Below are 18,977 nucleotides of genomic sequence, written 5' to 3'. Positions count from 1 at the left end.
TACGACCGTGCCGTCCGACGACCCAACCGCTCCCGTCCCGGAGATGCCTCGTCGCCCGCTTCCGCTCACTGGAAGTCGTCCCCGTCGGGCGACGTACCGGTGACACGTCCCGCGTCGGGGCCGGCCCAGCCGCCGCCGTCACGCCATGCGAGCCCCACGCTGAACGCGCGCTGGGCGACATCCGCGATCCATGGCTCGGACGGGGGTTCACGGAGCACGATGACGAGATACTCGGCCTGCCCTCGTGGATGGAGAAAGGCCGCTTCCAGCAGATGCACGGCGGCTGCCTTGATCTGCTCGTAGCCGCAGGCCTCGTCGCCCACCACCTCGAAGAGGGTCAGACCGTCCGGGGCGAGGCTCCAGGCGTCGACATGGGCGCTGTCCCCCGCCTCAACGGAGAACTCGTAGAGATCGGCGAGCAGCCGATGCCGCAGGCTTTCGTGCGCGCGGTCCGCCCGCCTCGCGCGTTCGCGTGCGGCGACCGCGTCGGCCAGGCCAAGGGCGTTCGCCGTTCCCGCACCGATATTCACCGGCTCGACCTCGGTGCCTGTCGTCGGCATGTCCTCCCCTTCGTGCTCGGGGATGCCCGTCTCCTCGACGGTCGGACCCCGATGGATCTCGGTTCCTGTCTTGCGGACGGCGGTCAGGACCCGGCCGTCGGAGCTGATCGACCACTGGCACCGTTCGCCGTCGACGAAGAGGCGGCGTCGCGCCGACTCGGTACGCCCGTTCCTCAGATCAGCCGCGAGCTCCTCCCTGAGAAGCCTGAGAAACTCGTGGTCCGGCACGTCACGGGACTCGGTGAGCCGCTCGTAGCCGACGCAGGCACGCGCGGTGATGTGCAGATCCTCGGGAGCCAGGCTCCGCAGGGCGGAATCGTCGACGTGCTCCGGGCCGGGGTCGGGGGCGGGCGAGGTGAGGGCCGACCTGCGCTCGGCTCGCGCGTCCTGCCCCACCCGGGAGGGAACTCCCGCCGCCACCTGGGCATAGCTGCGCTCGGGGTGCACGGATGAGTAACCGGTCACGGTGCGCGCGTCACCGTCGAGTACGAGCCGGTAACCCATCAGATCGAGGAACCAGCCATCCTTGAAGCGCATGTGCCGCCCCTCGGCCAGGAACGGGCCGAGCATCGCGTGCAGTTCAACGGCGGCCTCTCCGAGGCCGCCTCGGTGCCGGGCCACGAACGAGCCACAAGCCGTCGAGTTGATGCGCACGTCGGCCACGTTCTCCGGAGCGAGCTCCAGCCGGAACGCAGCGTCGGCGTTCCTCGGAACCCGCAGGTAACTCGTCTTTCCGAGGGGCAGCGGTTCCGCCGTACGGAAACCTCCGCAGTTTTGCTGCCGGCACCAGCCGTCGGACTGACGCGTCTCGTTGTCGCACCGCGTGCCCTCCGCCCGGTAGCGGGTGCACAGCCCGGTTCCGCCGTCCGGTGTCTTCCTTCCGGTGACCTGGGCCAGGAACTGCTGAGGGGTCGGCATCGGCTTCACCGGGCCTCCGATCCACCGTGGCAGGGGCCGATGGTGGACCACCGTCAGCGACTGGGTACACCTGGTGAGCGCCACGTACAGACGGCGCAGTCCGACGGGATCGTCGGCGGCGATCGCGGAGGGTTCGACCACGACGACGTGATCGAACTCCAGCCCCTTGGCCTGCTCCGCCGTGAGCACCGACACCGCGTCGACGGCTTCCACCTCCGCGGCGACTGACTCCTGCCATGGGGCTGCCCCCGGGACGATCACCGCTGTCGTGCGGCTGGCCGACCGGCCGTCGGAACCCACGGCCAGTTCGCGAGCGTGCCGGGCGGCACGCTTCGCGGGATCGGCCCCGTCCGAGACGGTCACCTTCACCCCGGTGCGCCGCACGGAATCAGGTATCGCGATGCCCGGTGCGCAGTGTGCGCCCAGAGGGCGCGCAAGGTCCATAACCTCGCCCGGTACTCGGAATCCGGTCAGCAGTTCCGCCACGCGCCAGCCGTCCCTGCCGGTCAGGGTCGTGCCGACCTCCTCCCAGTCACGGTACGAGAAGGGCCCGGTCGCCTGGGCGAGGTCTCCGAGGATGGTCATGGAACCGTTCGGGCACCTGCGGGCGAGAGACCGTGCCTGCATCGGAGTGAGGTCCTGCGCCTCGTCCAGGACGACATGGCCGTATGTCCGTTCCGGACGCCCGGACAGGATGTGTTCCAGTTCGTCGAGGCAGACGAGATCCTCGAGACTGGGGTCGTCGACCGTCCGGGCGCGGACCGCTTCGGCATGGTGCTCTACGAGCACCGACTGCTCAGCGGGAGTCAGGATCCCTGTGGCGGCCGAGGTCATGGCAATGCCCCCGGAGAGAAGCCGACGCAGCACGTCCCGAGCCGTCAGGATCGGTGCCATGCGGCGCAGCAGTCTGACGACGGGCCGCAACTGACGTATCTCGGTGAAGTAGTCGGCGTCGGCGGGACCCGGCAGCAGCCCGGTATAGGCCTGAGTGAGGTGCTGCGTGATGCGCTGGGCACAGCGCTCCTGTCGCACGCGATAGGGACTGTCCCCCGAGAGGGCGGCAGCCGCGATCTCGGCGATCTCGGCGACCGGCACCACCACTTCGCGCCGACGGAGCTCGAACGTGAAGACAGGCCCGCCCACGAGCGTCTCCAGACGCTCGACGGTGCTCGTGGTGTAGCCGTCGACGGCCCGCTGGAGGACCCGGCTCATGCGGGCGTCGGACTTGAGGACGGCGACCTCGTGCGGGTCACGGGGCGCGGCACCGCCCGACCACAGGGCGGGCAGTTCGAGCATGGTCACGCCGTTGCTGCCCAGTTCCACGAGCGTTGCTCCCACGTAGTCCAGGAAGCCCCGGTTGGGACCCACGATCAGCATGTCGCCGCCCGCCATGTGCTCGTTATCGAGCAGCCAGCCGACCCGGTGCATGCCGATCGCGGTCTTGCCGGTGCCGGGACCGCCCTGGACGATCAGTACGCCCTTCGGCTGTTCCGTGACGAGGCGGAGTTGTTCGCGCTGGATGGTCTCGACGATGTCGTGCATCGCGCCGTCGCGAGCACGATCCAGTTCGTCGAGAAGGGGGTCGCGCCATTCCTCTTCGTCGAGCGAGGTGGCAGGTGCCATGTCGCTGCCCCCGCCCGTCGCGGGCTGCGGCCGAGGTTCGCTCCCCGTGTCGTTCCGGACGGGCTGCACGGGCGAGGGCTGCCGGTCGGCAGCCTCGGCTCCGTGCAGATCGAAGTAACGCTTGACGACTTGACCGTCGCAGACGATCTGACGCAGCAGTCGTACGTCTCCGGGCTCCTGCTCGCTCGTCAATCGCCATCGGACGGCCGCCGGGGCGCTCCAGGCGACGACTGCGGTATCGCCGCTCGCGTCGAGGACCGACCTGCGCCCGATGTAGAAGGTCTCGCGCTCGGGCCCCTCGTCGACGTCGGCCCGCAGGAACACCAGGGAGCTCCCGCCGAGATCGAGGCTGTCCAGCTTTTGCTGCCAGGACCGGTTGACGTCGATCGCGTCCTTGCCGCTGGCGGCGGCGCCCACGCTCTTAAGCTCGGCGGCCTCCCGCCGGGTGCTCTCCAAGCAGCGATAGGCGTGGTCGACGGCCTGCTGCTCAGCGGCAAGGACGTCTCTCCGTCGCGCGTGCTTCGACATGCTGTCCGTACTGCCCCTTCCAGATCAGGGATGTGGTCTTACCGCCTTGGGAGGGGCCGCCGGAGGATGGCTGATTCCTTGACTCCGCTTGGCCGATTCTGGTTGTAGTGACGCCCGTCACTTCACGGGCTGTCACGATTCATCGGACAATAGCGACCCGTCGCAGGTGCGATCAACCAACTCTCTTCCACTCCTGGCACCGGTTGGTCTTGAAGTACTCGCCGGCGTTGAGCGTCACCCGGCCGGGGCCCTCCAAGTTGTTGTTCGCGATGATCGCGCCGAACTCTCCGCTGGCGTTCTTCGCCCGCTCCCAGTAGCAGCCGAACTCGCCCTCGGGGCCGGACGTCTTGTAGGTGCCGGCCTTGATGTCCTCGCCGACCACGTACTCGCCTTCGCCGGAGAAGGTGCTCGCGGGTCCGGCTTCCTTCGCCTTCTTCGGCTTCGCGGCGACCGTCTTGGTGACGGTCGGCGCCGGCTCGGGGTCGGCCGCCGCGGCGGTCTTGGTGACGGTGACCGTGGGGCGGGGAGCCGCCTTCGTCCCGGCCGACGCCCCCTTGTCCGTCTCAGCCGAGCCGTCACTCGCACCGATGCCGACTCCGATGAACAGCGACACGAGAGCGACCGCCCCGTACTTCAGCCACCGTCTGCGAGGCCGCGCGGGCTGTCCGGGATCGGCGGGCGTTCCGGGGCCAGAGGCGTACTGGGGGCCGCCGGGCTGGGGTGCGGGGGTCTGGAAGGTCATGGCTGTGCTCCGTTTCCGTTGTGCGTGGTGGGTTCGGCCGCCGAGTGCTGAGCGACCGTGCGCTGTCATCGGGTCTGGCGCGCGTGATGCCGGGTGGCGCGCGCGGTGGATGCGATGCGGCTCAGAGGCCGCGGATCTTCCGTCCCGCCTCGGTGGCCGGGTAGAGGACCGCGTCGGCGACGCGACCGCCCGAGTCCTTGACGCCACCGCTGAAGTTGAGCCGTCCGGAGGTGCCGGCCTTGGCGGCGACGCCGTCCCAGTAGGCGGCCTCGCGCTCCCAGCGGATGCCGTCGAGCAGACGGTCCAGTTCGTCGGCGCCGATACGGGAGGCGGCTTCGCTCCACGGCGTGGTGTGGTGGGCCGCGGTGCCGACGCCCGCGAGGACGGCGGGCGCCGTGAGGGCGCTGCGCGCGGCGAAGGCGGGGAACCGCTCGGAGATCAGCCGCGCCAGTAGCGGTACGACCACGGCCTCCACCTCCTCGGCCCTTGTACCGACGGGCAGTTCGTCCTCGTGCACCGACTCGGCGGTGCGGGCGAGGCCGCCCTTGCCGTAGATGGCGGTGACAACGAGGGCGCGCAACGCGGAGAGCGTGACGACCTCGCGGTCACTGGCGGCGACCTGCCTCTTGCTGGAGTTGACGAGCCCGCCGAACGGCACCCACTGTCCGTCGACCTCGACCTTCACGGAGTCGGCGACGACGTGCGCGAGCCGGGTGCCGAAGTCCCGCTGGTCCATGGACATGGCCAGGTTCTTGGCGACGGTCACGCCCTGAACGTTGCGGTCGTAGAAGATCTGTCGCGCGTCCGCCGGGGCGATGTCGACGTAGAGCTCGAACGGGACGCGCACACGGGCGAGTTCGGGGTACGTCAGACCGTACGTCTCGGGGTCGTCGTACAGCTCGTGCCAGGCGGCGGTCTGCGTCTCGCCGTCGATGGCCACGACCATCGTGCCCGGGGTGACGGTGAGCGTGCGCACGCCGCTGCCCGGCACGAGCTCGTCACTGATGGCGGCGAGCGGTCCGGCGTGCCACAGGGTGACCGGAGGCGTGGACCAGGCGGCCCCCAGCTCGCCCTTCAGACCGGCGGCGATGTACTCGGCATAGGGCGCGACGTTCCTGCCCTTCTGCGACGACTTCAGCGTCCGCTGCACGGTCGCCCTCAGCTCCGCGTGACGCCGTACCAGGCCCGAGGCCGCCTTCAGCTTCCTCGGGTCCTCCTCGGCGCGCGGCGACGGTACGAGCTGGACGAGCGTGGGCACGGACATCGTTCCGACGACCGCGTCCTCGCGGAACGGCATGACGGCGAGCTGGGTCCCCTCGATGACGCCGGTCGGCATGGTGAGGCGCATGGAACTCCCCCGGAGTGTTCCGAGCGGGCACGACGGCACCCGCTGCACGATGTCGCCCTCCGCGCCGATACGGCACGCAGGCAGCCTCAGCAGCGAGCCTGACGGACGACCGCTTCCCAGTGGAAGCAATCACAGATAAGCATGACACTGAAAGCAGCGTCAAACAGGAATACAGATTTCACGAATGCTGTAGGTTGTTGACGTCCGTCATCGAGAGAGCCAGGACTCCAGCCATGTCCGAGTCATCCGCCCAGGTGACCGCCGCCGAGATCTCCCGCATCGCGGGGGTCACGCGCGCCACGGTCAGCAACTGGCGCCGTCGGCACGACGACTTCCCCTCGCCTTCCGGTGGGACGGACAGCAGCCCGCTGTACGACCTTCAGGCGGTGCGCGCCTGGCTCGCCTCGCGCGGCCACGCCACGGCGGCCAGCCCGTCGGAGGAACTGCGCACGCTCCTGCGCCTACACGGACAGAACGGCGGCGACGGCGTCACGTCGGACCTGCCGCTCCTCGTGCTGGCAGCGGCGACCCTGCCGCCCGAGGAGCTGACGGCCGCCACGCATCTGCCGGACGCGGATCTCGTCGCCCGCGCGGAGCGTGAGGCGTCCGCCGCGGCCGACGCCGTGCCGACCGCTGACCCCGTGGCCTTCTCGGCCGCTGACGCGGAGGTGCTGCGCGGGCTATACGCGTGCGTACGCGACGAGGGCGGCCAGGCAGCACTGGCCGTGCTCGCGGAACGGGAGCTGGAGGACAGCGCCGCGTCCGGCGCATATCTGACCCCCGAGCCGCTCGCGGACCTGCTCGCCAGCCTGCTCCCCAGGCTCCCTGCCGGCGTACTCGACCCGGCCTGCGGCAGCGGCACCCTCCTGGCGGCCGCCGCCCGCCGGGGCGCGCGCGAGCTGTACGGCCAGGACATGCTTCCCGTGCAGGCCCGGCGCAGCGCCGTCGGGCTGATGCTGGAGGCTCCGGAGGCCACGGTCAGCGTGCGCGCCGCCGACAGCCTCCGCTCGGACGCCTTCCCCGGCCTGCTCGTCGACGCGGTGCTGTGCAGCCCGCCGTTCGGCGTCCGCGACTGGGGTCACGACGAGCTCGCCTACGATCCCCGCTGGGCGTACGGCGTACCGCCGCGCGCCGAGTCGGAGCTGGCGTGGGTGCAGCACGCGCTCGCCCACCTCGCGCCCGGCGGTCACGCGGCGCTGATCCTGCCGCCCGCCATGGCAGGCCGCGCATCGGGCCGCCGCATCCGAGCGGAGCTGGTGCGCAGCGGCGCTCTGCGCGCGGTGATCGCGCTACCGCCCGGCGCGGCGGTCCCCCTTCACGTCGGTCTCCAGATCTGGGTGCTGCAACGCCCCGAGCCGGGCGGTCCGGAACGCAAGTCGGTGCTGTTCGTGGACACGACGACGGACAACCGGAGGCCGGCCGGGAGCGAGCGGACGGCGACGACCGCGCGGACGCGGGGCGGGAGCCGGTCCGCGTCCGTGGACTGGGACGAGACCACGGCACGAGCCCTGGATGCCTGGCAGGCGTTCACGCAGAACCCGGACAGGTTCGAGGGCGAGCCCGGTGTCGCGCATGCGGCAAGTGTCGTCGACCTGCTGGACGACGTGGTGGACCTGACCCCTGCGCGACTCGTACGGGCCTCACGGGCGGAGATCGATCCGGCGCAACTGTCGGCGCAGGTCGACACGGCCCGCGGGAACCTCGTCGAGGCCGCGAAGTCCCTCACGCGGACGGTCGGCCACGAGGGCTGGAGCACCGCGGGAACCTCGGCCCGCGAATGGCGGACGGCGACGACGTCCGATCTGACGCGCGGCGGAGCGGTCACCCTGCTGCGCCCCTTGCCGGAAGCCGCGCGCACCCGCTCACAGGCCACGCGGGGAGAGAGCGGCGAGGGCGGGGATCCGGAGACCCGGCCCGTGCTCACCAGCTCGGACATCGCGTCTGGTTCGGTCCCCACGGGAGCCCCGAGGGGACCGTACGACAACACCGCTCCCGTGATCGCCGCCGGGGACGTCCTCGTGCGAGTGATGGTCGGCGGGGACGGCCCCATGGTCCGAGTCGCGAGCGAGGATGACGCCGGAGCACTGCTCGGCAACGTCCACCTCTTCCGCCCGGACCCGGCCCGCCTGGACCCCTGGTTCCTCGCAGGGTTCCTGGGCGCGGAGGAGAACATCGCGGGCGCCTCGACGGGCAGCACGGCCCTGATGGTCAACCCGGGCCGGCTGCGCGTACCTCTGCTGCCGCTCGAGGAACAGCGGCGGTACGGGGAGGCGTTCCGGCATGTGCACGCGCTACGGGCGGAGACCCGACGGGCGACGCGGCTGGCCGAGGACATGGCACGGCTGCTGGCCGGCGGGCTGACCGGCGGGCAGCTGCTGCCGTCACAAGAGGCGGCCCCACATCCGCGCAGCAACCACTCGTCCCCCTAGTCAGAGCGGCGCCGCCGCAACCGCAGTCACCCCACCACACCTGGGCTGCACTCTTCACGAGTTCTCCACCCGGAAAGGTTGACACCTCGGTTCCACAATCCATGTACCTGCCCCCGACCTCATCCACTACGGTGTCTCCAGGCGCGCATCGCGGCTGATCAGACGCCTGAAACGACCGAATTCCGAGGACTCACGTGCAGACCACGCCCTTGAACCCCGAAGACCCGTCCTCGCTGGGCGACTTCGAACTCCTCGGCCGGATCGGCCAGGGGGGCATGGGTCAGGTCTTCCTGGGGGAGTCGCTCGGCGGTGAACCCGCCGCGGTGAAGGTGATCAAGCCTGCGGTCGTGGACTCCGAGTCGCGTCAGCGGTTCGCGCAGGAGATCGAGGTGCTCAAGACGATCTGGGGCCCGCGCATAGCGGCGTTCCTGGGGGCCGACGCGGAGGCGGACCGGCCCTGGCTGGCCACCGAGTACGTGGACGGCCCGGACCTCGCCCGGCACGTCAAGACGCACGGACCGCTCCCGTCCGTCCTCACCGCCGCGCTCGGTGCGGTCCTCGCCGAGGCGCTGTCGGCCGTCCACACGCAGGGCCTGCTCCACCGCGACCTCAAGCCCGCCAACGTCCTGCTCGGACCGAACGGCCCGAAGATCATCGACTTCGGCCTGGCCGCCTTCACCGAGTCGCATGTCTCCCTCACCGCTCCCCATCAGGTCGTCGGCACTCCCATCTGCATGGCTCCCGAGCAGGCCGCCGGCGTGAAGCCCCTGACGGCGGCCGTGGACGTGTACGCGCTGGGCGCGTTGCTCCTCTTCGGCGCGACGGGTCACTACCCGCACGAAGCGGCCACCCCTTACATGGTGTTCCACCTCGTCACCGACCCGGGTACGGCCCCGGACCTGTCCGGCGTGCCCGGCGAACTGCTGCCGCTGCTGACCGGCATGCTCGCCCACGAAGCCGCGGACCGGCCCTCGCTGACCGACGTGGTGCAGCAGTGCCGCTCGGTGATCGAGGCCCAGGGCATGAAGATTGCCCAGGCCCGTCGCAGGCTCACCGCGCACACCGCAGGGCAACGGCACAAGACCGCGTCCGCGGACCACTCCCCCACCCTCCCGTGGCCCACCCCCGCGAGCGCCGTCCCGGACGCGGACACCACCGCCGCCCAGGACGTTCCCGCCTCTCCCCTCCCCGACTCGCCCGTTCCCGCCCCCACCGTGGTCGAGACCGTCCCCGACCTCGCCGACCCGGCGACCCAGGAGGCACCTGCCCCCACGCCTACGGTCAGGGAGGATCCCTCCGACGGCTCCCGCCGCGAGCAGCCGGCGCCGGGCCGCCCGCCCACGGCGTCCAGGCGGCCCCGGGATTCGACGAACACGCCGCGGCACTCCGTCCAGGCCCGCAAGACAGCGGAACGACTCAGAGCCGCGTACGCGGCGAGCGCTCCCTTCTGAGACCCGCAGCCGGCCTACGGCACATGACACAACGGCCACTCGTCCGCGCGACCCGCCGCTTCGACGGTCACGCCACCGGACCATCCGTGACAGAACGCACCCACCCCACCGATACGACCGCCCAGGAGGCACCCGCGTGACCGCCGACCTCAGCACCGCTCCCGCGACGAGCGGCGAGGACGCCCAGTTCCCGCCGGGCGCCCAGATCCTCGTACGGGACGAGGTGTGGCTGGTCCGCAACGCGACACGGACCGAGCACGACGGCGCCCGGATCGAGGCCGTCGGCGCCTCGGACTTCGTGCGCGACCAGGAGGCGGTGTTCTTCACCGGCCTGGACCGGATCGAGCTGCTCGACCCGCGGCGGACCCGTCTGGTGCGGGACGACTCGCCAAACTTCCGCCGCTCGCGCCTGTTCCTGGAGGCGGTCCTGCGCAAGACGCCGCTGCCGCAGGCCGAGCGCGGCCTCGCGCTCGCGGACTCCTTCCTCCTGGACTCCCTCCCCTACCAGCAGCGCCCCGCCCAACTCGCCCTGTCGGGCCGCAACCTGCGCCCCCGCGTGCTCATCGCCGATGTCGTCGGCCTCGGCAAGACCCTGGAGATCGGCCTCACCCTCGCCGAGCTGATCCGCCGCGGCCGGGGCGAACGCATCCTCGTCGTCACCCCGCAGCACGTCCTGGAGCAATTCCAGCACGAGCTGTGGACACGGTTCGCGATCCCGCTGGTGCGTCTGGACTCGGTGGGCATCGAGCGGATCCAGCGGGAGATCCCCGCGGGCCGCAACCCCTTCACGTACTTCAAGCGCGTCATCGTCTCCATCGACACCCTGAAGAACGCCGACCAGTACAAGCACCACCTGGAGCGGATCACCTGGGACGCGGTCGTCATCGACGAGTCGCACAACCTCATCAACAAGGGCTCCCTGCGCAACCAGCTGGCCCGCACGCTGGCCCCGCACACCGACGCCCTGCTGCTGGCCTCGGCGACGCCGCACAACGGCGACGCCCGCTCGTTCGCCGAGCTGATCTCCCTGCTCGACCCGGCCGCGATCCGCGACCCCGAGCACTACCGCGCCGAGGACATCAAGCACCTGTTCATCCGGCGCACCAAGGTCAGCCCCGAGGTGCGCGAGCAGATGAAGGGCCAGTGGGCGGACCGCGGCCCCTCCCGCTCGATCCGGGTGACGGCCACCCCCGCCGAGGAAAAGGTCTTCGACGAACTGGCCGCCGTCTGGCTGCCGTCCGACGGTTCGAAGTCGGTCAGTGACGTCCCCCTGTTCCCGTACACCCTGCTGAAGTCCTTCCTCTCCTCCCACGCGGCGCTGAAGTCCACGGTCAGCACGCGCATCAAGACGCTGGAGAAGAAGGACGACCCGGAGTCGACGGCCGCCGAGCGCGCGGCCCTGCACCGACTGCTGGAGCTGTCCTCGGGCATGGCGGAGGAGGACTCGGGCAAGTTCGGCGCCCTGCTGGAGCAGTTGCGGGAGATCAGGGTCGGACCGAGGTCCGACAAGCGGGTCGTGGTCTTCTCCGAGCGGGTGCAGACCCTGGAGTGGCTGGCGCGGACCGTGCCGGGGGCCCTCGGCTTCAAGGGCAAGGCTGCCCAGGAGGCGGCCCGGGTCATGCACGGCGGCCTGTCGGATGAGCAGCAGATGCAGTGCGTGGAGGACTTCGGCCTCGCGGACACGCCCGTACGGATCCTGTTCACCGGCGACGTCGCCTCCGAGGGCGTCAACCTGCACCGCCAGTGCCACCAGCTCGTGCACTACGACGTGCCCTGGTCGCTCATCCGCATCGAGCAGCGCAACGGCCGCATCGACCGCTACGGGCAGCCGCACCAGCCGCAGTTCAGGGCGCTGATCCTCACCAGCTCCGTCGACGGCGCCAAGGACGACACGCTCGTCGCGGAACGCCTGCTGGAGCGCGAGGCGCAGGCCCACCAGTCACTGGGCACGGCGGAGGCCGTCTCCGGCCTGTACCGGGCGGAGGCCGAGGAGAAGTCCCTCATCCAGGACCTGCTGCGGGGCCGCACCGTGGACGAGTCCCTGGACGCCGACCGCACCTCCGGCGACGGCGCCGACGACGGCGTGGACGATTTCCTCGCCGACTTCTTCGGCGCCGTGAACGAAGAACCGGAGGAGGACGCGGCCACCGCCGGCGCGGACGGCGGCGACGGCACCGGGGCGGTGCCCCGGGCGCACGTGCCCCGGCTGTTCGCCTCCGCCCGCGAGTTCCTCGACGAGGCGCTGCGCGAGGTCTACCCGGACGCCCACGACCGGCTGGACCTGTCCGCCGACCCCGAGACCGGCCTTCTCTCCTTCATCCCGCCCTCCGACCTGGTCCACCGCCTCAAGGCGCTGCCCCCGGACTACATCCGCGAGCAGGGGCTGCGCGAGCGTCTGAAGGTCACCTTCAACCGGCGGCTCGCCGACCACAGCCTGACGCGCGCCCGCGCCTCGGCGACCTCCAGCTGGCCCGACATCTCCCTGCTGACCGACCTGCACCCGGTCATGGAGTGGCTCACCGACAAGGTCCTGGTCCGCCTGGACCGCCAGGAGGCCCCGGTGCTGACGGCCGACGTGCCGGAGCCCACGTACCTCGTCCAGGGCATCTACTCCAACGCGCTCGGCCGCCCGACCGTCGTCAAGTGGATGGCCGTCACCACCGCCGGCGAGATCGACGACGACATGGTGGCGGTGCTGCGCCGCGCGAAGGTCGGCCCGACGATGGCGAACCCGGGCCTTGCCCACGACCCCGCCCACCTCGCCGAGGCGATCCCCGGCGTCCTGGACACCGCGGACGCGTTCCTGGAGCGGCACCGCGCCGCATGGAACGAACCGCTCAGGGCCCCCATCGAGGAGTACAAGACCCGCCTGGGCTCCTGGGAGCAGCCGACGCTGGCGAACGACGCCGCCGCGCCCACTGGCACCCGCGAACGCCTCGCCTCCCTCGCGGACTCCCTCCTCACCACCGGCCGCCCGATGCTGCGGGTGCTCGCCGTCCTGGCCCCCGCCACCGCCCACGCCGCCTGACCGACCGCAGAGGTACACGAAGATGACGTACGACAGCCTGGTCAACCGCGGCGACTACTTCTCCGCGCACTACCTCGCCGAGATCCTCCCCAAGGACCTCAAGTCCGGCCTGCTCGCCGAATGGAAGCAGCGCGAGGAGGACGCCGCCGGCACCGAGCGGCCCGAGGGCGCCCTGCCCGTCACCCCGCGCGCGGGCCTGCGGGCGCTGCGCCGCCCCTACTTCGCGGCCCGCTCCTACTTCACGATGGACGAGGAGCGGGCGGCGACCGGTGACGACGCCGTGACGTACGACGCCCCCGAGTGGCGCGACCGCGTCCACGCGCTCAACGCGGAGGTGCTGCAAGCCCTCGGCTTCGACGCCAAGCCGGGCACGCTCACCGTCGTCCGCGCCGACCAGTCCCACGAGGTGAAGGTCGCGCACGCGGAGAAGGACCTCGTCGCCCTGGACTGCGGCTGGTCCGCCGAGCCCGACGACGCGCTTGACCCCGACGGCGCCGGACACCTCCTGGACGAGCTGCGCCTGGACGGCCAGCACACGATCACCACCGGCTCCAAGCTCGCCTCCTTCCTGTTCGCCTGCGAGGACGCCCCCCGCTACGTCCTGCTGCTGGTCGGCGGCGTCGTCGTGCTCGCCGACCGGGCCGCGTGGGGCGAGGGCCGCTACCTGGCGGTCTCGCTGGACGCGGCGCTGGAGCGCAACGACGTCAAGGCGGGCGGCGAACTCGACACGGTGGCCGCCCTGTTCGGCGCCGACTCGCTGCGCACCCCGGAGGAGGGCGGCGAGAACCCCCTCGCCTCCCTGCTCGACAAGTCGACCAAGCACGCGGTGGGCGTCTCCAGCGAACTCCGCGACGGCCTGCGGCTGAGCGTCGAACTGATCGCCAACGAGGTCCTGGACCGGCTGCGCGAGGCCGGCGTCCGCCCGGACGAGGTCAAGGAACTCCCCGAGTTGGGCCGCCAGTTGACCCGCGAGTCGCTGCGCTACCTGTACCGCGTCCTGTTCCTGCTCTACGCGGAGGCCCGCCCCGAGCTGGGCATCCTGCCGTCGGACTACCCCGAGTACCAGATGGGCTACGGCCTCGGTCGCCTCGGCGAGCTGATCGCCGAACGCGACCTCGTCGACGAGAAGTCCCGCCAGGGCTTCTACCTCTACGAGTCGCTGGACCTGCTCTTCCGCAAGGTCCAGGAGGGCCACCGCCCGCGCCGCACCCACGGCGTGGACGCGGAGTCCGCCGAGGCCGTGACCGCGAAGACGTCGGAGGACATGGGCCTGCGCTTCGAGCCGCTGCACTCCAAGCTGTTCGAGCCGGAGGCGATCCGGCTGATCGGCCGGGACACCGTCCCGGACCCGCGCGTCGACACGGAGGCGGACGCCGGCGGCGAGGGTGAGCCGGGCGGGGAGCGCTTCGTCGACACCCGCCTGCGCAACGAGACGCTGTACCGGGTGCTGCGCCTGCTGATGCTGACCCGCGGCAAGAAACGCGAGCGCGGCGGCTTCATCTCCTACGCCCAGCTCGGCATCAACCAGCTCGGCGCCGTGTACGAGGGCCTGATGTCCTACTCGGGCTTCGTCGCGGGCGAGGAGCTGTACGAGGTCGCGAAGAACGGCGACCCGAAGGACGGCTCCTGGCTGGTCCCGGCGACGAAGGCCGACGAGTACCCGGACGAGGTGTTCGTCCGCCAGAAGGACGAGGACACCGGCGCGGAGGAGCGCGTGCGGTACGCGCCGGGCGCGTTCGTGTACCGCCTCTCCGGGCGCGACCGCCAGACGTCGGCCTCCTACTACACGCCCGAGTCGCTGACCCGGGTGACGGTCCAACTGGCTCTGCAGCACCGCCTGGACCAGGACGACACGGTCACCGAGGCGCGCGAACTCCTCGACTGGAAGATCTGCGAGCCGGCGCTCGGCTCGGGCGCGTTCCTCAACGAGGCGATCAACCAGGTCGCGGCGGAGTACCTGCGGCGCCGCCAGGACGAGCTGGGCGTCGCCGTCGACACGGAGAAGTACGCGGTCGAGCTCCAGAAGGCCAAGGCGTACATCGCCCTGCACAACTCCTACGGCGTCGACCTCAACAACACGGCGGTGGAGCTGGCGGAGGTCTCGCTCTGGCTGAACACCATGCACCCCGGCATGGAGGCCCCGTGGTTCGGCCTGCACCTGCGGCGGGGCAACTCGCTGATCGGCGGGAGGCGGGAGGTGTACTCCGCCGAGAGCCTGAAGAAGGGCGGCTGGCTGGGCACCACCCCGGAACGCTTCCCGCTGTCGGAAGCCCTGGCGGGCTCCGAGCTGCCGGAAGGTTCCGTCCACCACTTCCTCCTCCCGGCAAAGGAGTGGGGCGCGGTCGCGGCCGAGAAGGAGGCCAAGGCGCTGGCCCCGGAGGAGTCGAAGGCGCTGGCTGCCTGGCGCAAGGCGATCACCAAGTCGCCGAGTCCCGCGCAGACCAAGCGGTTGCAAGGCCTTGCCCGGCGGGCGGAGTACCTGTGGGGGCTGGTCGTCCGCCGGCTGGAGATCTCCGAGCGGGAGATCTCGCGGCGGATCGACGTCTGGGGCGCGGAGGACGGTTGGCTGCGTTCGCCCGAGGTCGCCGTCCCGAGGGAGAAGGTCAAGGCCGACCTGGAGGCGGTCGACACCCCGTACTGGCGCCTGAAGACGCTGATGGACGCGTGGTGCGCACTGTGGTTCTGGCCTGTGCAGAGCGCTGCGCTGCTGGACGGTTCGCACGAGTCGTACGCGCGGGCGGCGGAGGTTGCCTCGCAGTCGGCGGGGTGGACCGTGTCGGCGGCCCCGGTCCCGGCCCAGTCGAGTGCGTCGGCGCGGGAGACGTACGAGTCGGAGGACCTGTTCGGTGACGTCCAGGTCGTCGAGGTCAAGTCCAAGGGTGCGAGGGGCGGCAGCCGTAAGGAGCAGATCCGGGGCGAGCGCCGCCCGGTGATCGCGCTGGCCTCGCTGGACGACTGGCTGGACTTCGCCGAGTCGCTGCTGGGCACGCAGGTCGTGGCCGCGGACTCGCTGGTGGCCCAGTTCGACACCCTGGACGCGCTGGAGCGGTACGAGGACGAGCTGCCCGAGTGGATGGGCATGGAGCGGTTCTATTCGCTGGAGTCGCGGTATCCGTGGGCGGGGGTTGCTCGGGATGTGGCTGAGCGACAGGGGTTCTTCCACTGGGAGTTGGAGTTCGGGCAGGTTTTCGGTGCTCGGGGCGGGTTTGATCTACAGGTGGGAAATCCGCCTTGGGTTCGGCCTGACTGGAAGGAAAACCTCGTCCTCGCTGAACTGGAACCCTGGTTCGAACTTGCCGATAAGCCTAGCACTCACACATGGCACGAACGGAAGTCTGCCCTAATCGGCAGCCCCTCTCACGGACAAAATTACTTCATCAGCGAACTCGCCTCCAATTCCGGCAATGTCACTTTCTTGTCCAGCGCAACAACATTTCCACTCCTGGAAGGAACGCAGCCTGACCTTTACCGCGCTTTCATGTCCCAGGTCTGGAAAAACTGCAACACCTCGGGCATCAGCGGCCTAATCCATCCAGACACCCATTTCGCCGGGAGTCGGGAGCGGCGCCTTCGGGCAGCAGCCTACGAGCACCTAAGATTTCATATCTACTTCTCCAATCGCTTGCAGCTATTCGAAGACGTGGCAGGAACTCGAAACTTCGGCGTTCACATCTACGGCTCTTCACGCTCTCCCGAATTTGTGCATGCCAGCTGGATTTTCTCCCCTAGCACGATCCTTCAATCACTCTCCGGCGCCGAAAGCTTGGACATTCCCGGAATCAAACACAACGGGAGTTGGGATGTAAGACCTCACAGAGATCGACTTATTCACGTAAAAGAGACGCTATTGGAGGAGTGGCGAGCGCTAACGGGAGATTCGAAGTCTCCCGTACGCGAGACACCACTCCTCTATCCAGTCACAATCCACGAACGAGGAGCCATCTCCGCTCTGGCCTCATTCAGATCACAAGTCTCGGAAGTCCCGCACCACATCAGCTCGGGATTCCACGAAAAGTCCGCCAAGAGTGACGGGCAAATCAAATGGAAAACCGAGACGCCCCCGTCCCTCGCGGAAGTCATCCTGCAAGGACCACACATCGGAAACTCCACTCCTTTCCAGAAACAACCTAACGAAAAATGCAAGAACCATCTGGACTGGTCGGAGACTCCTCCTCTCGGAATGTCTTCGGAGTTCACGCCACGCGTAAACTACATTCACGCCACCACTCCCAAAGGCTTCCAGGTAGCCACAGCACAGGAAGTGTGGGAAGGTAAGCCATTTCCTCTACACTACCGTCTCGCCTGGCGACGTCGAATGGATCTCACCGGCGCAGAGCGCAGTCTCTACGCCGCTCTGATCCCGCCAGGACCAACACACATTAACGCCGTACACTCCATGGCGTTCACAAATAACCGCGCCACTGTACTCAACACGGGCTTCTGGGCCAGCCTCGCATTGGACTACCTACTCCGCATTACTGGGCGGTCCGACCTCCAGACCGGTGAAGCCTCCAAGATGCCCGCCCCAGAGCTCGACCACCCACTAGCACAACCTCTCCTTGTTCGCACCCTTCGCCTAAATGCCGTAACCATCGCCTACGCACCTCTCTGGGAGGAACTGTTCCAATCCACCTGGCCCGGGTACGAGGCCTGGGCTAATCCACACTGGCCGCACCTTGCGCCACTCACAAGCCACCTAAAGTCCACTTGGGAATACGAAACGCCGCTCCGGACGGAGTACGAGCGTCGCGCGGCTCTCGTCGAAATTGACGCACTCGTTTCGGTTTGGCTCGGAATTTCAGCCGACCAACTAGTGGCAACGTATAATTCTCGCTTCCCGGTGCTCTCCGACTACGAGTCGGCTACATACTTCGACGCGAATGGCAGAAAGTTGGCCGCGAATTACAACACTTACGGCCATGAGCAAACCAAGCAGGACTACCTCGACCTGCTGGCCCACTTGGAGAGTCCCGCCACCGCTCCGCCGCCAGTTGGCTACGCTGCTCCGTTCTACAAGGCGGACCGCGAGGCCGAGATGCGTGCCGCACACGCGCACTTCCAAGCTCGATTGGACAAGGAAATCGCCGCTGGCCGCTGGACTCCCCCTGGGAGCCGCGAGGCCTGAGTGCCGCTCCTGATAGCGCAGGTGGGCGCATCCTTGAGAGAAGCGCCCACCTCGCAAGCGGCTGTACGTTTGCGCTCGACCAGCCATGGGGCGGCTGACTTACGACACCAACACGCTCACATCGCCTGAAGCAACGCCGACCACGCCACCGAGCCGACCCTCAGCACAGGCCCTCCCTGCGCCACGCACTTCGAGTCACGCACATGAGCGGCGGCAGCCTCCACAGCAACTTCAACGCACTCGCCGCCCGCGCCACTGCTGTAACTACTCGTGAGCCAAGGCAGTTCCGAGCGAGGCTGGAGGCTCGCGTCTTCCGTGTTCATAGGTCTCCCAACAGCTTTTGGACGAATGCCAGTGACTCCGAGGGCGTGAGGCCTTGCGCTCGCAAGATGCCGTACCGCTCCTCGAACCCCCGGACAACCGGCCGTTCACTGTAGAGGTGGCTGTGCTCGTTCACCTCCACATAAGCGATCCTCTGGCCCTCGCTCGTCTCCATCAAGGTGAACGGACCTCCCATCCCGGCATGTTGGCGCCGGTCGGTCGGCATGACCTGGATCTCGACGTTGCGCTGCTGGCCGCAAAGAAGGATCTGCTCCAGCTGAGCCCGCATCACCGCGCTGCCTCCCAGCGGCCGCCGCAGGGTGCTCTCCTCAATGACGAAGCTGATCGTCGGCATATGCCTACGGGACAAGACCTCCTGGCGAGCCAACCGGGCGGCTACACGCTGGTTCACGGTCTCTTCGTCCAGAAGGGGGCGCCACATCTCGAACACCACCCGTGCGTATTCCCCGACCTGCAACAACCCCGGCACGGCCTGGTTGGCATAAACATGCAGCTCAACCGCCTCCGCCTCCAACTTCGCCGCATCCCGGAAGAACGCCGGATACCGAGCCCGCCCCACCTCCTCCTTCATCACCATCAGCAGACCGCCGGCCTCCAGCACAGCATCCGCCCGGTCGATGAAATCCGGCTTCGGGATCCGCCGCCCCAACTCCACCGACGTAACCATGTCCTCGCTGTACCCGAGTTTCGCGCCCAACTCCACCCGCGTCAGCCCCCGGCTCGTCCGCAGCAGCCGTACCTGCTGCCCGAAGCACCGAATGATGCCCGTCTCGCTCTCACCGTTCCCCGTCAACGATTCCTTCCCCTCTCGCCCCGCCCGCCCAGAAACGCCGGTACAGATGCTTCCTGCACGGCGCACACCCCTCACCCTCCGCCCACCATA

At 69.2% G+C, this 18,977-nt stretch carries 9 protein-coding genes; 4 read left to right on the top strand and 5 right to left on the bottom strand.

Features of this window, described 5'->3' with window-relative positions; genetic code table 11:
- Positions 1 to 65: 65 nt before the first annotated feature.
- The 3 genes from ACFYYF_RS39185 to ACFYYF_RS39175 all read right to left on the bottom strand — a co-directional run bounded on the left by ACFYYF_RS39185 (position 66) and on the right by ACFYYF_RS39175 (position 5,719).
- Entirely contained in the window at positions 66 to 3,629 is a 3,564-nt protein-coding gene (locus ACFYYF_RS39185) for a HelD family protein (protein WP_388783690.1), read from the bottom strand.
- Between the two features lie 172 nt (positions 3,630 to 3,801).
- On the bottom strand, positions 3,802 to 4,371 hold the full coding sequence (locus ACFYYF_RS39180) for a hypothetical protein (RefSeq protein ID WP_388783687.1): 570 nt from the start codon (positions 4,369 to 4,371) through the stop codon (positions 3,802 to 3,804).
- A 121-nt stretch (positions 4,372 to 4,492) separates the two neighbouring features.
- Positions 4,493 to 5,719 carry a DNA sulfur modification protein DndB gene (locus ACFYYF_RS39175; RefSeq protein ID WP_388783684.1) on the bottom strand — a complete coding sequence of 409 codons (1,227 nt, stop codon included), beginning with the start codon at positions 5,717 to 5,719 and terminating at the stop codon, positions 4,493 to 4,495.
- A 233-nt stretch (positions 5,720 to 5,952) separates the two neighbouring features.
- Between ACFYYF_RS39175 and ACFYYF_RS39170 the strand changes: the two genes are divergently transcribed.
- The 4 genes from ACFYYF_RS39170 (at position 5,953) to ACFYYF_RS39155 (ending at position 17,752) form a co-directional block, all read left to right on the top strand.
- Positions 5,953 to 8,148, top strand: coding sequence for an N-6 DNA methylase (locus ACFYYF_RS39170; protein ID WP_388783682.1), 2,196 nt, complete (start codon positions 5,953 to 5,955; stop codon positions 8,146 to 8,148).
- Positions 8,149 to 8,342: 194 nt separating this feature from the next.
- On the top strand, positions 8,343 to 9,599 hold the full coding sequence (locus tag ACFYYF_RS39165; protein ID WP_388783679.1) for a protein kinase: 1,257 nt from the start codon (positions 8,343 to 8,345) through the stop codon (positions 9,597 to 9,599).
- Between the two features lie 136 nt (positions 9,600 to 9,735).
- Positions 9,736 to 12,627, top strand: a complete 2,892-nt coding sequence (locus tag ACFYYF_RS39160) for a DEAD/DEAH box helicase (RefSeq protein WP_388783676.1) — start codon at positions 9,736 to 9,738, stop codon at positions 12,625 to 12,627.
- A 22-nt stretch (positions 12,628 to 12,649) separates the two neighbouring features.
- Entirely contained in the window at positions 12,650 to 17,752 is a 5,103-nt protein-coding gene (locus ACFYYF_RS39155; RefSeq protein WP_388783673.1) for a class I SAM-dependent DNA methyltransferase, read from the top strand.
- A 116-nt stretch (positions 17,753 to 17,868) separates the two neighbouring features.
- Here the strand turns inward: ACFYYF_RS39155 and ACFYYF_RS39150 are convergent, their stop codons facing one another.
- Together ACFYYF_RS39150 and ACFYYF_RS39145 are read right to left on the bottom strand one after the other, a co-directional pair.
- Entirely contained in the window at positions 17,869 to 18,075 is a 207-nt protein-coding gene (locus ACFYYF_RS39150; RefSeq protein WP_388783670.1) for a DUF397 domain-containing protein, read from the bottom strand.
- Positions 18,072 to 18,887, bottom strand: coding sequence for a Scr1 family TA system antitoxin-like transcriptional regulator (locus ACFYYF_RS39145; RefSeq protein WP_388783668.1), 816 nt, complete (start codon positions 18,885 to 18,887; stop codon positions 18,072 to 18,074). The genes ACFYYF_RS39150 and ACFYYF_RS39145 overlap by 4 nt, the downstream gene beginning before the upstream one ends.
- Between the last annotated feature and the right edge of the window lie 90 nt (positions 18,888 to 18,977).

The organism is Streptomyces sp. NPDC001914 (genome assembly GCF_042891215.1).
In the GTDB taxonomy this organism is placed as follows: domain Bacteria; phylum Actinomycetota; class Actinomycetes; order Streptomycetales; family Streptomycetaceae; genus Streptomyces.
The sequence above is the reverse complement of the archived record's forward strand: the minus strand, read 5'-3'. Positions and strand labels throughout refer to the sequence as shown.